At 68.2% G+C, this 17,665-nt stretch carries 17 protein-coding genes; 3 read left to right on the forward strand and 14 right to left on the reverse strand.

The features are described from left to right. Window positions 1-11 precede the first annotated feature (11 nt). Entirely contained in the window at window positions 12-917 is a 906-nt protein-coding gene (locus ABC419_RS01000; RefSeq protein WP_412876607.1) for a dienelactone hydrolase family protein, read from the forward strand. A 134-nt stretch (window positions 918-1,051) separates the two neighbouring features. Here ABC419_RS01000 and grpE read toward each other — a convergent pair whose 3' ends face one another. The 3 genes from grpE to ABC419_RS01015 are packed head-to-tail and all read right to left on the reverse strand — an operon-like array spanning window position 1,052 to window position 3,308. Next, window positions 1,052-1,621 (reverse strand): nucleotide exchange factor GrpE, encoded by a 570-nt coding sequence (gene grpE, locus ABC419_RS01005; protein WP_374759223.1) that lies wholly within the window; start codon window positions 1,619-1,621, stop codon window positions 1,052-1,054. A 41-nt stretch (window positions 1,622-1,662) separates the two neighbouring features. Further along, window positions 1,663-2,757 (reverse strand): heat-inducible transcriptional repressor HrcA, encoded by a 1,095-nt coding sequence (hrcA, locus tag ABC419_RS01010; protein WP_200168196.1) that lies wholly within the window; start codon window positions 2,755-2,757, stop codon window positions 1,663-1,665. Further along, a complete protein-coding gene (locus tag ABC419_RS01015) occupies window positions 2,754-3,308 on the reverse strand; it encodes a GNAT family N-acetyltransferase (protein ID WP_412876606.1) in 555 nt (184 codons plus the stop codon). Before ABC419_RS01015 ends, hrcA begins: the two co-directional genes overlap by 4 nt. A gap of 44 nt (window positions 3,309-3,352) precedes the next feature. On the opposite strand from ABC419_RS01015, the gene rph reads away from it, so the two are divergent. Both rph and ABC419_RS01025 read left to right on the forward strand, forming a co-directional pair. Next, complete coding sequence (gene rph / locus ABC419_RS01020) at window positions 3,353-4,078, forward strand: ribonuclease PH (protein WP_087139716.1); 726 nt, start codon at window positions 3,353-3,355, stop codon at window positions 4,076-4,078. Window positions 4,079-4,144: 66 nt separating this feature from the next. After that, complete coding sequence (locus ABC419_RS01025; protein WP_412876605.1) at window positions 4,145-4,519, forward strand: hypothetical protein; 375 nt, start codon at window positions 4,145-4,147, stop codon at window positions 4,517-4,519. 260 nt (window positions 4,520-4,779) lie between these two features. Here ABC419_RS01025 and pnp read toward each other — a convergent pair whose 3' ends face one another. The 11 genes from pnp to trmB form a co-directional block, all read right to left on the reverse strand. Continuing rightward, window positions 4,780-7,008, reverse strand: a complete 2,229-nt coding sequence (gene pnp, locus ABC419_RS01030; RefSeq protein ID WP_412876604.1) for a polyribonucleotide nucleotidyltransferase — start codon at window positions 7,006-7,008, stop codon at window positions 4,780-4,782. 257 nt (window positions 7,009-7,265) lie between these two features. After that, window positions 7,266-7,535 carry a 30S ribosomal protein S15 gene (rpsO, locus tag ABC419_RS01035; RefSeq protein ID WP_003166644.1) on the reverse strand — a complete coding sequence of 90 codons (270 nt, stop codon included), beginning with the start codon at window positions 7,533-7,535 and terminating at the stop codon, window positions 7,266-7,268. Between the two features lie 90 nt (window positions 7,536-7,625). Then, window positions 7,626-8,558 carry a tRNA pseudouridine(55) synthase TruB gene (truB, locus tag ABC419_RS01040; RefSeq protein WP_412876603.1) on the reverse strand — a complete coding sequence of 311 codons (933 nt, stop codon included), beginning with the start codon at window positions 8,556-8,558 and terminating at the stop codon, window positions 7,626-7,628. 3 nt (window positions 8,559-8,561) lie between these two features. After that, entirely contained in the window at window positions 8,562-9,053 is a 492-nt protein-coding gene (gene rbfA / locus ABC419_RS01045; protein WP_412876602.1) for a 30S ribosome-binding factor RbfA, read from the reverse strand. 66 nt (window positions 9,054-9,119) lie between these two features. After that, window positions 9,120-9,743, reverse strand: a complete 624-nt coding sequence (locus ABC419_RS01050; RefSeq protein ID WP_412876601.1) for a DUF2459 domain-containing protein — start codon at window positions 9,741-9,743, stop codon at window positions 9,120-9,122. Window positions 9,744-9,838: 95 nt separating this feature from the next. Beyond that, window positions 9,839-10,369, reverse strand: a complete 531-nt coding sequence (locus ABC419_RS01055) for a hypothetical protein (RefSeq protein ID WP_125899570.1) — start codon at window positions 10,367-10,369, stop codon at window positions 9,839-9,841. Window positions 10,370-10,528: 159 nt separating this feature from the next. Continuing rightward, entirely contained in the window at window positions 10,529-13,525 is a 2,997-nt protein-coding gene (gene infB, locus ABC419_RS01060; RefSeq protein WP_412876600.1) for a translation initiation factor IF-2, read from the reverse strand. A gap of 110 nt (window positions 13,526-13,635) precedes the next feature. Beyond that, on the reverse strand, window positions 13,636-14,310 hold the full coding sequence (locus ABC419_RS01065) for an RNA-binding protein (RefSeq protein ID WP_412876599.1): 675 nt from the start codon (window positions 14,308-14,310) through the stop codon (window positions 13,636-13,638). A gap of 18 nt (window positions 14,311-14,328) precedes the next feature. Next, window positions 14,329-16,071: a transcription termination factor NusA gene (gene nusA / locus ABC419_RS01070; protein ID WP_125899573.1), complete on the reverse strand. Its 1,743-nt coding sequence runs from the start codon at window positions 16,069-16,071 to the stop codon at window positions 14,329-14,331. After that, window positions 16,071-16,667, reverse strand: a complete 597-nt coding sequence (gene rimP, locus ABC419_RS01075; RefSeq protein WP_125899574.1) for a ribosome maturation factor RimP — start codon at window positions 16,665-16,667, stop codon at window positions 16,071-16,073. The genes nusA and rimP overlap by 1 nt, the downstream gene beginning before the upstream one ends. Before the next feature lie 152 nt (window positions 16,668-16,819). Continuing rightward, the gene (gene trmB, locus ABC419_RS01080; RefSeq protein ID WP_368922987.1) at window positions 16,820-17,551 is read right to left on the reverse strand and encodes a tRNA (guanosine(46)-N7)-methyltransferase TrmB; all 732 of its coding nucleotides are present in this window, start codon (window positions 17,549-17,551) and stop codon (window positions 16,820-16,822) included. Window positions 17,552-17,665: the final 114 nt, after the last annotated feature.

Below are 17,665 nucleotides of genomic sequence, written 5' to 3' on the forward strand. Positions count from 1 at the left end.
GGAGACCCGAGATGACCCTGATCACCCGGCCCGAGGGCCTGAGCCCCGACCAGATCGCCCCCAGCCGCCGCAGCCTGGGCGTGGCGACGGCGGGCGGGCTGTTCTTCGCCGCCTACACCCCCGCCGCCCTCAGCCAGTCGGCCCAGCCGATCGCCACCGACACGGCGGGCCTGGTCACGGCCGACGCGACCTATCCGGCGCCCGACGGCTTCGCCCTGCCCGCCTATGTCGCCCGACCCGACGGCCCCGGCCCCTTCCCCGTCGTGATCGTCGTGTCCGAAATCTTCGGCGTGCATGAATACATCCGCGACGTCTGCCGCCGCCTGGCCAAGGCGGGCTATGCCGCCGTGGCCCCCGCCTTCTTCGTCCGCGTGCAAGACCCGGCTCCGCTCAGCGACATGCAGGCCATCATGCGCATCGTCGCCGCCGCCGGCTACGACCAGGTGATGAGCGATATCGGCGCCACGCTGGACTGGATCGGCGCCCAGTCCTGGGCCAAGGCCGACAAGGTCGGGATCACCGGCTTCTGCTGGGGCGGCAAGGTGGTGTGGCAGGCCATGGCCCGCTTCCCGACACTGGACGCCGGGGTCGCCTGGTACGGCCGTCTGTCCCCCGCCGACACGGCCACCGACGAGCAGAAGACGGCGGGCCGCCCCTGGCCCATCGACCTGACGGGCGAGTTGAATGCCCCCGTGCTGGGCCTCTACGGCGGTGCAGACAGCGGCATTCCCAACGACACGGTCAAGGCGATGAATGACGCCCTGAAGTCCGCCGGCCGGAACGACAGTCAGATCATCCTCTACGACGACGCCCCGCACGGTTTCCACGCCGACTATCGCGCCTCCTACCGCGAGGCGGACGCGAGGGACGGCTGGCGGCGGCTGCTCGAACTGTTCGATTCGAGATTGAAGGACTGACCTCTCCACCCGCTCGCCCCGGCGGACGCCGGGGCCCAGTGCTTCGGCCGCAAGCGCAGCGCGGGAAGCTAAGCAAAGAAAAACGGCCCGGCGCATCTGCACCGGGCCGTCGTCGTTTCAGCACGCGAAGACCATCAGGCCTTGGCGTCGAAATTCCCGCCGGTCGTGTTGGGATCGGCATAGGCGCCGCCCGCCGCCGCGCCCGAGCCCTTGGCCGCGACCACCACCATGGCCGCGCGCACGGTGCGGCCGAACAGGGCGTAGCCCGGCTGCAGCGTCTGGATGACGGCGCCGCCCGGCACGGTGTCCGAAGGCTGCTCCATCATCGCCTGATGCAGGTGCGGATCGAAGGCGTCGCCCGGCGCCGGATCGACGCGGGTCAGGCCGTTGGCCTCGAAGGCCGACAGCAGGGACTTCTGCGTCAGCTCCAGCCCCGTGAGCATGGCGGCCGCCGGGCCGTCGGCGTCCTTGGGCGCTGTCGCCAGACCGCGCTCCAGCGTGTCGGCCACGCCCAGCAGATCCTTGGCGAAGCGCTGGATGGCGTAGGCGCGGGCGTCGTTCTGCTGCGTCTCGGCGCGGCGCTTGACGTTCTCGGCCTCGGCCACGGCGCGCAGGGCGCGATCCTTCCACTGGTCGCGCTCGGCGATCAGGGCGTCGACCACGGCGGTATCGTCGCCCTCGGGCGCGAGGTCCGCCTCGTGGATGTCCTGCTCGAGTTGGTCCCGCGTCTCGTCGTTGATGTCGTTCACGTCTCTTGTCCGTCCAGAATCCGGCCCAGCACCCGGGCGGTATAGTCCACCAACGGTATGACACGGGCGTAGTTCAACCGCGCGGGCCCGATGACGCCGATGGCGCCCAGCACCCGCTGCCGGCCCGACATATAGGGCGCCGCGATCACGGCGGAACCCGAAAGCGAAAAGAGTCGCGTTTCCGCGCCGATATAGATGCGCACGCCCTGGGCCGCGCCGACGTCGTCCAGCAGACCGATCAGCTGTTCCTTCTGCTCCAGGTCGTCGAACAGGACGCGCACCCGCTCCAGATCCTCGGCCGCGCGGGCGTCCTGCAACAGATTGCCGCGCCCCCGCACGATCAGGTTGCGGTCATGCCCCCCGCCGCCTGCGCCGCCGCTCCAGGCCGCCAGCCCGTCTTCGACCAGGCGGGCGGCGGCGGCGTCCAGATCACGCCGCGCGGCCTCCATCTCGGCCTTCATCTCATGCCGGGCCTCGGCCAGCGGGCGCCCCTTCAGCCGCGCGCTAAGGAAGTTCGACGCCTCCTGCAGGGTCGAGGGGGTGACGCCGGGCTGGAGGCTCATCAGCCGGTTCTCGACCACCCCGTCGTCGGCGACCAGCACCGCCAGCGCCTGCCCCCCGCCCAGGGCCACGAACTCGACATGACGCACCCCGGCCTCGCGCACCGGGCTGGCGACGATGCCCGCCCCGCCCGCCAGACCCGACAGCAAGGACGAGGCCGCATCCAGCGCCTCCTCGACATTGCGTCCGCCGCCCTTGGCGCCCAGCACGGCCAGCCGGGCGTCGATCTCGCGCCGCTCCTCCTGACCGATGTCGCCGACCTCCAAGAGGCCGTCCACGAACAGCCGCAGCCCCGCATGGGTCGGCGCCCGCCCAGCCGAGGCGTGCGGCGAGGCCAGCAGCCCGGCCTGCGTCAACGCCTGCATGGTGTTGCGGATCGAGGCGGGCGACAGGTCCAGCCCCGCGCGCGACAGGGTGTGCGACCCCACCGGCTCGCCCGTCTCCAGATAGCTTTCGACCACCCGGCGGAAGATGTCGCGCGCCCGCGCATCCAGCGTCGCCAGGCCGGGCGAAGGATGCAGCAGACTCATGCCGCCATCCTCCGCGCCGCCCAGTCCGCGCGGGTCAGGCGATGGACCAGGCAGTCGTCCGCCCCGTTGAAGACGCGCCGCCCCTCCGGCCGGAAGCCCAACCGCTGATAGAAGCGATGCGCCTCGGTATTGGAGTTGAGCGGATCGATCACCACCGCCTCGATCTGCGGGCGGGCGAAACAGGCGTCCAACGCTAGGGTCATCATCTGCGTCCCATGGCCCCGGTTCAGGGCGTCGGCCTCACCGATCCAGATATCGAGGGCGCGCAGGTTCGGCTCGATCTCGCCCCAGTAGCCGTTGGGTTCGCCCGCCGGGTCGATGTCCAGCATGGCCCCGATCGGACGGCCGTCGACCTCGGCGATGAAGTAGCGAAAGACGTCGGACTGCACAGCCAGCTCCTCGTCCCAGTCGGCCGCCTCATGATGGTCGGGGTCGTCGGTCAGGCAGGCGACGACGTGCGGCGCTTCATCCCAGCGCGCCAGGATCGCGGCATCGGCGGCCACGGCCAGGCGAAGACGCACGATAGACGGGTCAGGGCGGGACAGGCTCATGGTTTCAGGATAAGCACGCGCCATCCCGCTTCCAAGGAATTCCCATGCGCCCGTCCGAACGCACCCCCGAACAACTCCGCACCGTCACGCTGGAAACCGGCGTCAACCGCTACGCCGAGGGCTCGTGCCTGGTGTCCTTCGGCCACACCAAGGTGCTGGTGACGGCCTCGATCGAGGAGAAGGTGCCGGGCTGGATGCGCAACACCGGCCAGGGCTGGGTCACGGCGGAATACGGCATGCTGCCGCGCGCCACTCACACACGCGGCCGCCGCGAAGCCGCCGCCGGCAAACAGTCGGGCCGCACCCAGGAGATCCAGCGCCTGATCGGCCGCTCCTTGCGCGCCGTGGTCGACCTGAAGGCGCTGGGCGAGCGTCAGGTGCTGATCGACTGCGACGTGATCCAGGCCGACGGCGGCACCCGCACCGCCTCCATCACCGGCGCCTGGGTGGCGATGGCCTCGGCCCTCAACTACCTCAAGGACGAGGGCGTGCTGACGACCGACCCCATCCTGGATCAGGTGGCGGCCGTGTCGTGCGGCGTGTTCAAGGATCTGCCGGTGCTGGACCTCGATTATGAGGAAGACTCCACCGCCGAGGCCGACAGCAACTTCGTCCTGACCGGCGCGGGCCAGATCGTCGAAATCCAGGCCACCGGCGAGAAGCGCGGCTTCAGCCGGGCCGAGTTCGACCGTCTGTTCGAACTGGCGGAAATCGGCTGCACCGAACTGTTCGCCCTGCAGCGCGCCGCCGTCGAAGCCGCCCGCCGATAAGGCTTTTCGCGGAGCCGGATCGGGGTCATCGTCATTGACAGGCGAACCCCGATCCGGAGCCCCCGCATGACCCGACCGTCCCTTCTGGCCTGCCTGATCCTCAGCGGCCTGCTCGCCGCCTGCCAGCCGCGCCCGGAGCCGGCGGCCTCCGCGCCGGTCCCGGCGCCTGCGCCTTCCCACGCCCGCGAGCCCGAGGCCCGCCTGCCCGAAGGCCCGGACATGGCGCCACAACGAGTTCCGATCGACGCACGCCCCTGCCTTGAGACCCTGGGCGAAGCGGCTTCCGCCCGCTTGGTCCAGCGCTGCATCGCCGTCAGCCCAGCGACCCGCCCGCCCTGCCACGCCTCCAACCCTTGCGACCTGATCCAGGGCGAGATCGACCGTTCCTGCGCGATGTGGACCCGCGACGGCGAAACCCCTCCGAAAGAATGCAAGGGCTGATCTTCTCCCTTCCCTTCATGGGGAGGGTGGTCGAAGCGAAGACCGGGTGGGGAGGGCCAGCGATTACGAGCGTTGCGCCTGATTTCTCCTGCCGCCCCCACCCGACCTCGCCCTGACGGGCTCGGCCACCCTCCCCATGAAGGGGAGGGAGAAAGCGCGCTCAAGCAGCGCGCGACCGCGTCGCGAGCGATAGCGCACAAAAAAGACCCCGGCGGATCGCTCCGCCGGGGCCTTCTTCAGTTCAGCGATGACGCCGAGGCTTAGTCGCGACGGCGACGGCCGCGGTCGCCGCCGTTGCGGTCGCCCTTGGGACGGCCGCCGGTGTCTTCCGACAGCGGGGCTTCGCCGCGTTCAGCGCGCTCGGCGTTGATCTTGTCGGTGATGTCCTCGCCGGTTTCCTGATCGACGACCTTCATCGACAGCTTGGTCTTGCCGCGATCGTCGAAGCCCAGGAACTTGACCTTGACCTCTTGGCCTTCCGACAGGACGTCGGCCGGGTTGGCGACGCGCTCCAGAGCGATCTGGGACACGTGGACTAGGCCGTCCTTGGCGCCGAAGAAGTTCACGAAGGCGCCGAAGTCGACGACCTTCACGACCTTGCCGGTGTAGATCGTGCCGACTTCCGGCTCCGAGGCGATCGATTGGATCCAGGCCTTGGCGGCTTCGATCTTCTCTTGCTCGTTGGCGGCGATCTTGATGGTGCCGTCGTCGCCGATGTCGATCTTGGCGCCGGTCTTCTCGACGATCTCGCGGATGACCTTGCCGCCCGAACCGATCACTTCACGGATCTTGTCGACCGCGATCTTGATGGATTCGATCTTCGGAGCGAACTCGCCCAGCTCGGCGCGCGGGGCCTCCATCGCCTTCGACATTTCGTCGAGGATGTGCAGACGGCCGGCCGAAGCCTGCGTCAGGGCCTGCTGCATGATCTCCTTGGTGATGCCGGCGACCTTGATGTCCATCTGAAGGCTGGTGATGCCTTCCGAGGTGCCCGCGACCTTGAAGTCCATGTCGCCCAGGTGGTCTTCGTCGCCCAGGATGTCCGACAGGATGGCGAACTCGCCCGACGGCTCCAGGATCAGACCCATGGCGATGCCCGAGACCGGACGGACCAGCGGCACGCCGGCGTCCATCAGGGCCAGCGACGAACCGCAGACCGTGGCCATCGAGGACGAGCCGTTGGACTCGGTGATCTCCGACACCAGACGGATGGTGTAGGGGAAGTCTTCCTTCGTCGGCAGCATCGGGCGGATGGCGCGCCAGGCCAGCTTGCCGTGACCGATTTCGCGACGGCCCGGCGAGCCCATGCGGCCCGCTTCACCGACCGAATAGGGCGGGAAGTTGTAGTGCAGCAGGAAGGACTCCTTGTAGGTGCCCGTCAGGCTGTCGATGTACTGCTCGTCCTCGCCGGTACCGAGCGTGGCGACGACCAGGGCCTGGGTCTCGCCGCGCGTGAACAGCGACGAACCGTGGGTGCGCGGCAGGACGCCGACTTCCGAGACAATGGCGCGGACCTTGTCCAGGGCGCGGCCGTCGACGCGGTGGCTGTTCTCGATGATGTCGCGACGCAGGACGTCGGCTTCGCATTCCTTGAACGCCGCCGAGAACTTGGACGAGTCGACGCCCTCGGGGTTTTCGTCGGTCTTCACCAGGGCGGCGGCGGCGGTCTTCTTGGCCGCGTCGACGCCCGAGCGGCGCTCGTACTTGCCCGGATGGGCGTAGGCGGCCTTGATGTCTTCGCCGACCAGCTTCTTGATCGAGGCGACGACGTCCGAATGGTCTTCAGCCTGGAAGTCGAACGGCTCCTTAGCGGCGTGCTCGGCCAGTTCGATGATGGCGTCGATCACCGGCTGCATGCCGGCGTGCGCGAACATCAGGGCCTTCAGCATGGTGTCTTCCGAAAGCTCCTTGGCTTCGGATTCGACCATCATGATGGCGTCTTGCGTACCGGCGACGACCAGATCCAGCGAGCTTTCGCCCATCTGGTCGATGGCGGGGTTCAGCACCAGCTCGCCGTCGATCATGCCGACGCGCGCGGCGCCGATCGGGCCCATGAAGGGCACGCCCGAGAGGGTCAGGGCGGCCGAGGCGGCGACCATGCCCAGGATGTCGGGATCGTTCTCAAGGTCGTGCTGCAGCACGGTGACGATGACCTGGGTCTCGTTCTTGAAGCCCTTGACGAACAGGGGGCGGATCGGGCGGTCGATCAGACGGGAGACCAGGGTCTCCTTCTCGGTCGGACGGCCTTCACGCTTGAAGTAGCCGCCCGGGATCTTGCCGGCGGCGAACGTCTTCTCTTGGTAGTTGACGGTCAGGGGGAAGAAATCCAGGCCCGGCTTGGGCTGGCGGCCATAGACGACGGTGGCCAGAACCACGGTCTCGCCGTAGGTCGCCAGCACGGCGCCGTCAGCCTGACGGGCGATGCGGCCGGTTTCCAGCGTCAGCGGGCGTCCGGCCCACTCGATCGTCTTGCGTTTGATGTCGAACATTATTCTTCTTTCGTCTCCCGCGGGCGTATTCCCGTCGGGGGTGTGCGGAGCGGCAGGCCGTTCAGTCCTGCGGTCCCCATTAGCCAGGCCGCGTCATCGCGGCCGGACGGGTGATTGAGGACCGGATTTCAGGCCCTCGCGTCGGTTGCGCCGGTAAGACCCGCGGCGCACGGGAAAGCGTAGTCTAGGAGCGGAACGAGGCGCGGACGTGTCCGCCCGCGCCTCGTGGAATTATCCGATCCGCAACCGGGGGCGCCTTAGCGACGCAGGCCCAGCTTGGCGATCAGCGCCTGATAGCGGGCGCTGTCGGTCTTGTTCAGGTGGTCCAGAAGGCGACGACGCTGCGAAACCTGCTTCAGCAGGCCACGACGCGAGTGGTTGTCCTTCTTGTGGGTCTTGAAGTGCTCGGTCAGGTTGGCGATGCGTTCCGTCAGGATCGCGACCTGCACTTCAGCCGAACCAGTGTCGCCCGTCGAGCGAGCGTTGTCGGCGATGACTTCAGCTTTACGTTGAGCCGTAATCGACATCGAGAGTCCTTTCTTGCCCTATCGCTCGCCTCGCGGAGGCTCGCTGTTTGAGGGCGTTGGGTGTCCTATCGGCAAGCGTGTGAGCCTGCGTCAGGGGAGGTTGAAAACACGATCGGGTTCAAGCCGACCGGCCCTGAGATTGCCGAGCGCGACCAGGGTTCCGCCCTCGAAGACCGAAACCAGCCGCGAACCAGCAGGCAGCCGATCCTTGAGCGTTTCAATCTGTCGGGGGAGCAGAACGATCGGCCGTCCCTGCCTCAGAGAGAGGGCGTCCTGATCCGTCACGGCCAACTCCGGGATGTCGTCCAGAGCGGTCGAAACGGGCAGCAAGCCCTCAAAGGCGGCGCCCTTATGCGCCAACTCTTCCAGAAAATCCAGCGTTACGGCGTTGTCGACCGAGAACGGCCCCACCCGCTCGCGCCGCAGGTCCGAGACATGACCCTCGGCGCCCAGCATGATCGCCAGGTCGCGCGCCAGGGATCGGACATAGACGCCCTTGCCTGTGCGCATCGTGATCTCGACGTGATCGGCGTCGGGCGCGGCCGTCACCGCCGCCTCATGAATGGTCACGCGGCGGGACTGAAGTTCGACCTCCACCCCCGCCCGCGCCAGATCATAGGCGCGCTCGCCATTGACCCGTATGGCCGAAAAGGCGGGCGGCGTCTGGTCGATCTCGCCGACGAAGGACGGCAGGGCCGCCGCCACCGCCTCGACCGAAGGCCGCACGTCCGAACGGGCGATAATCTCGCCCTCGCGGTCGATGCTGTCGGTCGAAATGCCCCAGTGGATAGTGAAGCGATAGACCTTCTGCGCCTCCATCATGAAGGGCACCGTCTTGGTCGCCTCGCCCAGCGCGATGGGCAGAATGCCCGAGGCCAGCGGGTCCAGCGTCCCCGCATGGCCCGCCTTCTGGGCGTTGAACAGGCGACGGATCTTCGTCACCGCCTCGGTCGAGCCCATCTCATAGGGCTTGTCCAGGCACACCCAGCCGTTGACGAGATCGCCCTTCTTGCGTCGCGCCATAGCTCAGTCTTTCTCTGTGCCTACCGCGCCTTGCGCTGCTTGAGGCCCGTCATCCTCATCGTCAGCGTGTTCGATGTCGGCGCGCACGCGCGGATCGTTGAACAGACGGTCCATGTGGCTGGCCGCGTCGAAGCTTTCGTCGTGGCGGAATTTCAGGTCCGGCGTGAACTTCATGTCGATGCGGCGGCCCAGCTGACCGCGCAGGAATTTGGCGTGTTCGTTCAACGCCTTGATGATGGCGCTCTCGTGCCCGGCGGTTTCGGCCGCCTCGACGCCCGCGCCCAGAGGCTCGACGAAACAGGTGGCGTGGCGCAGGTCCGGGCTCATCCGCACCTCGGTCACGGTGACGGAGACGCCGACCAGGGCCTCGTCGTGGATCTCATGCTCGCGCATGACGTCGACCAGAGCGTGGCGGATCAGTTCGCCGGCGCGCAGCTGGCGCTGCGACGGCCCCAGCGGGCCGCTGGCGTTGCGGGTGTGTTGCTTACGGGCCATCGTGGGCTCCTCCTGCTCGCGCCGCCGGGGATCGGACGCCGGCTCTGAAACGCGAAGGGGCGGGGTCTAGTCGCCTGCGTCGTTCAAGTCCAGTTCCGCCGCACTCTGTTCCGCCTGCCGGACCGCCCGCATCACCGCGCCCGAGGTCAGGCTGCGGGCCATCGGCATAGACAGACCGCCCGCGTTCAGCACCTCGGCCGTCCAGTGGTTGCACAGATGGCCGACCCAGAAGGTCTCGCCGCTGGCGTAGAAGACGGCGTCGTCGCCGTCTCTCTGCGCCGAAACCACGGCCTGCCCGCCCTCATCCAGCCGCAGCGACGTCGCCACCCGCGCGCGCAGGGTGGCGAAGCCCTGAGGCGACAGGCGCAAGGTCGCCCTCTCCGCCTCGGCGAACAGCGCCGGATCGGTCGGATCGGGGTCCAGCATGACCACGGACGGATTGCCGCCGGGCTTGAAGAAGGCCCGCGCCCCGTCGGGCAGGCGGCCGCTGATCGCTCCCTGCTCGACATAGAAGACGGAGTCGCCCCAGCCGACCCGCACCCAGTCGCCCTGCGGCAGGGCCCGCACCGCCCGCGCCAGGGCGTCGTCGCCCGCCGCCAGCGCCGCGCGCGGCACGGCCAGGTCGGTGTGAAAGCCGTTGTCGAGCAGATGGACGACGACCGTCGTCTCGGATCGCACAGGTGGGAACAACCCGGGATCGCCTGGCCGTTCGGCGGTCCAGACAGCCGCTGACGCACCGATCAGAACTGCAAGGCTCCACCGAACCAGCATGTCCGTCGTCCGACTTAGTTGGAGCCGTAGGCGGCGGGAGCGTCGCGAGCGGGCGATGCGCCCTGCAGGCGCGACCACTCGCCGCGATAGTCGTAGTTCAGCGTGACGCAGTGACGGAACTCGCCGCCAGCCCAGCGACCGACCGTCTCAATGCTCAAGGGATGACCGGCTCGCACACGGCCGACCACGATCCAGGTCTCGTCCGCACCGGGACACAAGGCCCGAGCCAGGGCACGGCCGTCGCCTTCGGCCGAGATGGCGTAAACGCTTCCGCCGCCAGAGCCTTCCGGCAACACCTGCAACGCCTGGTTCGGCCCGCCCCGCTCGAAGCGCGCCGAACCGCGTGAAGTCGAGGAGAAGAGGTTCTTCAATGAAGTCGCGCCGAACCAGCCGCGCTCAACCTCCAGCGTCACGCCGCGCGTGAGCGCCTGCGTCGTGCGGTCGCGGGCGTCAAAGGACAGGAAACGAGTGTCGGCTAGCGCGGGCGAGGCGACGCTCGTCGCCACAGCGGCCAGGAGTCCCAGAGTCAGGATGGAGCGACGCATGACGGCCTCGTCTGTGAACACGCCCCCCGGCGATTTGCGAACCCTAGTGTCCTCAACGGCCCGGGTGAACCCCCAGAGGCGTCTTGCAGATGAACCAAGGGCGCGGCTCCTTGCAAAACCGCGCCCCTCAATGTCCTTCGTTGACGGATCCGGCACACCCTAGTCCAGGGTGCGCTTGATCTCTTCGACGGTGAAGCACTCGATGTAGTCGCCTTCCTTGATGTCCTGGAAGCCGGCGAACTGCATGCCGCACTCCTGACCCGAAGGCACTTCGTTGACCTCGTCCTTGAAGCGCTTGAGCGTGTTGAGCACGCCCAGTTCCAGCACCACCACGTCGTCGCGGATGATGCGGACGCGCGCGCCCTTGCGGACCACGCCCTCGGTGACGCGGCAGCCTGCGACCCGGCCGACCTTGGTGATGTCGAAGGCCTGCAGAACCTTGGCGTTGCCGAGGAAGGTTTCGCGCTGGAGCGGCGCCAGCATGCCCGAGAGCACGCCCTTAATGTCGTCCAGCAGGTCGTAGATGATCGAGTAGTAGCGGATCTCGACGCCTTCGCGGTCAGCCAGGTCGCGCGCCTGTTTCGAGGCGCGGACGTTGAAGCCCAGGATCGGCGCCCCGGCCGACTTGGCCAGGTTGACGTCGCTCTCGGTGATGCCGCCGGCGCCCGAATAGACGGTGCGGGCGCGGACCTCGTCGTTGCCCATCTTGTCCAGCGAGCCGACGATGGCTTCCGCCGTGCCCTGAACGTCGGCCTTGATGAGGACCGGCAGTTCATTGACCTTCTTGGACTGCAGCTTGGACATCATGTCGACCAGCGACAGCGAGCCGCCCGAGACCTGAGTCTTCTCGCGCTTCACGCGCTGACGGTATTCCGTCAGTTCGCGGGCGCGGGCCTCGGATTCCACCACGGCGAAGACGTCGCCCGGCGACGGCGCCTCGTCCAGACCGAGGATCTCGACCGGAACCGACGGACCGGCTTCAGGCAGTTGCTCGTTGCGCTCGTTCAGCAGGGCGCGAACCTTGCCCCAGGCCGAACCGGCCACGACGATGTCGCCGCGCTTCAGCGTGCCGCGCTTGACCAGGACGGTCGCGACCGGGCCGCGGCCCTTGTCCAGCTTGGCCTCGATGACCACGCCTTCGGCCGAACGGTCGGCGTTGGCGCGCAGGTCCATGACTTCGGCCTGCAGCAGGATGGCGTCGGTCAGACCGTTGAGGTTGATCTTTTCCTTGGCCGACAGCTCGATGATCTGGGTGTCGCCGCCCAGGCTCTCGGAGATGACTTCATACTGAAGCAGCTCGTTGACGACCTTCTGCGAATTGGCGTCCGGCTTGTCGATCTTGTTGACCGCCACGATGATCGGCGAACCCGCCGCCTTGGCGTGCTGGATGGCCTCGACCGTCTGCGGCATGACGCCGTCGTCGGCCGCCACGACCAGGACGACGATGTCGGTGACGTTGGCGCCGCGCGCCCGCATCGCCGAGAAGGCCGCGTGGCCCGGCGTGTCCAGGAAGGTGATGCGCTGACCGTCGGCCAGGCGCACCTGATAGGCGCCGATGTGCTGGGTGATGCCGCCGGCTTCGCCGCCCGCCACGTCCGTGGTGCGCAGCGCGTCCAGAAGCGAGGTCTTGCCGTGGTCGACGTGGCCCATGATGGCCACGACCGGGGCGCGGATCTCGCCCGCATCGGCGTCGTCGGCGTCGGCGATGAAGCCTTCTTCAACGTCGGATTCGGACACGCGCTTGACGGCCATGCCGTACTCTTCGGCCACCAGTTCGGCGGTGTCGGAATCGATCACGTCGTTGATCTTCATCATCAGGCCCTGACGCATCAGGAATTTGATGATGTCGACGCCGCGCACGGCCATGCGGTTGGCCAGTTCGCCGACAGTGATGGTGTCGGGAATGACCACTTCACGCGGACGGTTGGGCGTTTCGGTCGAACCGCCGCGGCGCTTTTCCTTCTCGCGTTCGCGAGCGCGGCGCACCGAGGCCAGCGAGCGCATGCGCTCGACGGCGTCCTCGTCGCCTCCCGCCACCGAATGGATGGTCAGGCGGCCTTCGCGGCGCTTGGGCTCGCCGCGCGTGCGGCTGACGGCCTTGCCGGGCGCGTTGTCGGCGAAACGCTTCTCGCGATCGTCCTCGCGGCCGGTGGCCGGACGGGCGAAGCCGCCGCCGGCGCGGCTGGGGCGCGCCACTTCGGGCTGGGCCGGAGGCTGGTTCGGAGCCGGACGGGCGCCGGGACGCGAGGCGCCGGGCGCGCCGGTGCGGGCGCCGGGGGCCGGACGCGGGTTCAGCGCCGAATAGCGGACGGTCTGGGCCGGACGCGCAGGACGCTCGGCGCCCTCGCGGCCGCCTTCGCGCGGCGCCTGTTCACGGGCCTGCGGACGCTCGCCGTCGCCCATGGCCTGTTCGCGGGCCGAACGGCCGCCGAAGGCGGGACGCTCCAGCGGCGCGCGGCCGGTCGGAATCTTGGGTGCGCGCTGGCCGAAGTTGACCGCCGGGCGCTTGGGCGCGGCCGGGGCGACCGGGGCCGCCGGTTTGACCGGCTCAGGCTTGGCTTCGACCTTCGGAGCCTCGACCTTGGGCGCTTCAACCTTCGGCGCGACCGGCTTGGCCGGAGCGGGCGCCGGCGCCGCGGCGCTCAGCTTGGCGGCTTCGACGCGGGCGGCTTCGGCGGCGGCCTTGGCGGCGGCGGCTTCAGCGGCGGCCTTGGTCGCAGCGGCTTCGGCGGCGGCGGCCTGTTGGCGCTCGGCGGCCTCAGCGGCGGCCTTGGCGGCGACCGCGTTGCGCTCGCGCTCGGCGGCCTGTTGCGTGGCCAGGGCGATGGCGCGGCGACGCGCCTCCTGTTCCTCGGGCGACAGGGCGCCGCCGGCCGGTTGACGCGGCGCGGCCGAACGCGGCGCGCCGCCTTCGGGACGCGGACGCGCGACGTCGAAGCCCTGCGGACGCTGATGCCCGCCCTGCGGGCCGGCGCGGCGCTTGGTCTCGACGACGACGGTCTTAGAACGGCCGTGGCTGAAGCTCTGTTTCACCGTGCCGGTCGAGACCGAACCCGCCGCACGCGGCTTCAGGCTCAACGGCGCGCGCGGCCCCGTTTGCGAAGGCGTGTTGGCAGGAGTCTTGCCGTCGTTGGAATTGTTGTTTTCGTCGCTCATCCGGTCGCTTTACTCAGGGCGGAGAATTCCGCCTTCGTCTCTCAATCACCCATAGCAGAATGCGGCCCCGCCTCCGTTGTTTCGGAAACAGGCCCGCCGCCGCTCAAACCCTAAGGCTCTCCTTCCGGAGCCGCGCTCCGGTCGTCCTCTGCGCCGTGTTCGGGCCCCGCCCGGTTCCAGCTCTGGGGACAGAGAGGTCGAAATCCCGCCAACCGCTGAACCTCCTGGGTCCAACGATCAGCCCGCCCGCCTCGCAGCAGGACGGCGTGTATCGCATTTTCCAGCCCAAGGGCCAAACTCAAATCGTCCGCGCTGAAAGCCCCGCAGATTTCGGGGGCGGGCGAGGCGTGTCTGGAGAGGGCCAGAAGCTTGCCGCGCCCATCGGCCGAGCCGTCGGCGGCTTCGATCAGCCATGCGGCGCGGCCGCTGCGGATCGCCGCAGCGCATTTCTCGAACCCAGAGATAAGCACGCCTTCGCGCCGGGCAAGACCCAGCTGGTCCAGACAACGCCGAACCAGCAGGGTCTCGACCAGATCGGGCAGGTCGGCGGCGGGCTTCAACGGCGCCTTGGCCGCCCGCGCGAACAGGTTCTTCTTGATCGCGGCCTCAAGCGAGGCGCGGTCGGCCGCGACCCACAGGCCGCGCCCCGGAAGCTTACGCCCCAGATCGGGCGCCACCGCGCCGTCCGGGCCGCCGACAAAACGGATCAGGCGAGATTCATCGAGAACCTGGCGTGACGCCAAGTCCTGACGATCCCTATCGATCAACGTCTCGGACGACCTCATGGACAGCTGCGGCTCCCATCACATGTCGCGGGACTGATCGTCGAGGTCGTCAGCGACGACCTCTGCATCAGCGTCAGCGTCGGCTTCATCAGCCTGGGCGTCTTCCTGGCCTTCGCCGTCGAACTCGACGTCGCCTTCCAGCGTCTCTTCCTCGACGTATTCCGGCTGAGGCAGTTCCGAAGCGTCGATCCAGCCGGCGGCCACGCGCGCCTGCAGGATCAGCATTTCGGCGTCTTCCTGGCTCAGATTGAAGGTTTCCAGCACGCCCGGAACCTTGACCCGTTCGCCGCCGCGCACTTCATAGCCGCCGCGGATTTCGTCGGTGGCCAGGTCGGCCAGATCCTCGACCGTCTTCACCCCGCCTTCGCCCAGGGCGACGGCGATAGCGGCGGTCACGCCCGGCACTTCCAGCACGCCGTCTTCGACGCCCAAGGCCACGCGCTTGGCGTCCAACTCGGCCGCCTGGCGGTCCAGATGCTCGCGGGCGCGGGTCTGCAGCTCTTCGGCCGTGTCCTCGTCGAAGCCTTCGATCTCGGAGATTTCATAAGCCTCGACGAAGGCCAAATCCTCGACCGTGGCGAAGCCTTCGGTGACCAGCAGCTGGGCGATCGTCTCGTCCACGTCCAGGGCTTCCTGGAACAGGGCGGTGCGCTCGGCGAACTCGCGCTGGCGACGCTCGGAGTCCTGAGACTCGGTGATAATGTCGATCTGCCAGCCGGTCAGCTGCGAGGCCAGGCGGACGTTCTGGCCGCGACGGCCGATGGCCAGCGACAGCTGCTCGTCCGGCACCACGACTTCAACGCGGTCGGCTTCTTCGTCCAGCACCACCTTGGCCACTTCGGCCGGGGCCAGGGCGTTGACGATGAAGGTCGGCTCGTCGTCGTTCCACTGGATGATGTCGATCTTCTCGCCCTGCAGTTCGGCGACGACCGCCTGAACGCGCGAGCCGCGCATGCCGACGCAGGCGCCGACGGGGTCGATCGAAGAGTCGTTCGACAGGACGGCCATCTTGGCGCGCGAACCGGCGTCGCGGGCGGCGGCGCGGATCTCGATCACGCCGTCATAGACTTCCGGCACTTCCTGGGCGAACAGCTTGGCCATGAAGCCGGGGTGGGCGCGCGACAGCATGACCTGCGGGCCCTTGGCCTCCGGGCGCACGTCGTAGATATAGGTGCGGACGCGGTCGCCGACGTTGAACACCTCGCGCGGGATCGACTGGTCGCGGCGCATAATGCCTTCGCCGCGGCCCAGGTCGACGATGGTGTTGCCGTATTCGACGCGCTTGACCGTGCCGTTGACGATCTCGCCGACGCGATCCTTGAACTCTTCGTACTGGTTGGCGCGCTCGGCCTCGCGGACCTTTCCGGTCACGACCTGACGGGCCATCTGGGTCTGGACGCGGCCGAACTCGAACGGCGGCAGAATCTCGACGTATTCCTTGCCGACCTCGGCCTCGGCGTCGCGCTTCAGCGCGTCGCGCAGACGCACCATGGCGCTGTCGTTGAACTCTTCCAGCTCGTCTTCCGGCTGCCAGTCGTCGCCGACGATGGTGACGTGACGGGTCAGGCTCAGCTCGCCGGTCTTGTGGTCGATCTTGGCGCGAATGTCGTGGTGCGCGCCATAGCGCGACTTGGCGCCCTTCTGGATCGCTTCCTCGATCGCCTCGATGACGATCTCCCGGTCGATGTTCTTCTCGCGCGCGACGGCGTCAGCGATGGAGAGCAGTTCCAGGCGGTTGGCGGAGATTCCGGTCACGGCCATCAGGCGTCGTCCTTAGTGGAGTCGGAGTTGGATTGTTCAGCGTCGGGCTCGCCCTCGGGCAGGCCGTCGTCTTCGGGTTCGCCGCGCGCCGCGCGCAGGGCCGCGCCGCGTTTCAGCAATTCGTCGGTCAGCACCAGCTTGGCGTCGGCCAGCCAGGCGAAGGGGATCAGGGCGGTCTCGTCCTCGCCGTCCAGATCGATGGCGACGTTCTCGCCCTCGACCCCGGCGACAATGCCCTTGAAGCGTTTGCGGCCCTCGACCATGCGGTCGGTTTCAAGACGGGCTTCCAGACCTTCGAACAGGTCGAAGTCGATCAGGCGCGTCAGCGGCCGGTCGATGCCGGGCGAGGAGACTTCCAGCAGATATTCGCCAGAGATTGGATCGGCGGCGTCCAGCACCTCGGACACGGCGCGCGACAGGCGGGCGCATTCCTCGACCGAGATGTCGTGATCGAGATTGCGCTCAGCCATGATCTGCAGGCGACGACGCAGGGTGCCGCCCATCAGACGCACGCGCACGACCGCTAGCCCCAGGCTCTCGGCCACGGGGTCGATCAGCTCAAGCAGAGCGCGGTCTTCGGCGGTCTTGGCCCGCAAGCGGCTACTCCAAAAACAAAAGCGACGGTCCGTCCGGGCCGCCGCTTGATACGACGCCGTTGGACGTCGGTCTAACGATGTGAGCGGTCATATAGGCGAAAGCGGGGGCCGTGTCAGCCCCCGCCGTCCCATTCCCGCAAGCGCCCCGCCATTCAGCCCTGCTTTTCGAATTCCAGGAAGATCGGATCGGTGTCGCCCAGCTTCTTTTCCTCATAGCGGGTGACGACATGGTCTTCGGGCGGGGCAAACCAGTCGGCGCCGGTCTCACGGCGCGTCAGACCCGACGTGCGCGCCAGTCGCTCCAGCGCCCAGTCGGCGTAGTCCAGCCAGTCGGTGACGAAGCGCACCTTGCCGCCCGGCTTCAGCAGGCGGGCGATCTCCACCGCCGTCTCGTCCTGCAGGAAGCGGCGCTTGTTGTGGCGCGCCTTGTGCCAGGGGTCGGGGAACAGGATCATCACCCGGTCCAGCGAGGCGTCCGGCAAGGCCGCCATCACCGCGCGGGCGTCGTCGGCGTGCAGGCGCACGTTCTCAAGCCCGCCTTCCTCGACGTGGCGCAGGGCCGAGGCGACGCCGTTCAGGAAGGGCTCGCATCCGATCATCACCGCCTCGGGATGACGCGCCGCCTGGGCCGCCAGATGCTCGCCGCCGCCGAAGCCGATCTCCAGCCAGGCGGCTTTCGCGCCCGGCATCAGAGCTTGAGGATCGATCGGCCCCTTGGCCGGGTCCGGCACGGCGATGCGCGGCATCAGGGTGTCGAACAGGGCCGCCTGCTTCGCCTTGATCGGCCGCGACTTGATGCGTCCGAAGGAGCGCAGCGGGCCATGCGCCTTCGCCCATTCGGGGCGCTCGGCGTCGGACGGTTTGGGATCGGTCTCGTCGGTCATGGCGCGCGCTCTAGACCATTTTCGGTTCAGTCGAAATCGACTGAACCCAGAACAATGGTCCAGAATTATGCTTGGAGCGAATATCTGTGTTCAGTTGGACACTCGTCCAACTGA

It is taken from the genome of Brevundimonas phoenicis, assembly GCF_047237745.1.
In the GTDB taxonomy this organism is placed as follows: domain Bacteria; phylum Pseudomonadota; class Alphaproteobacteria; order Caulobacterales; family Caulobacteraceae; genus Brevundimonas.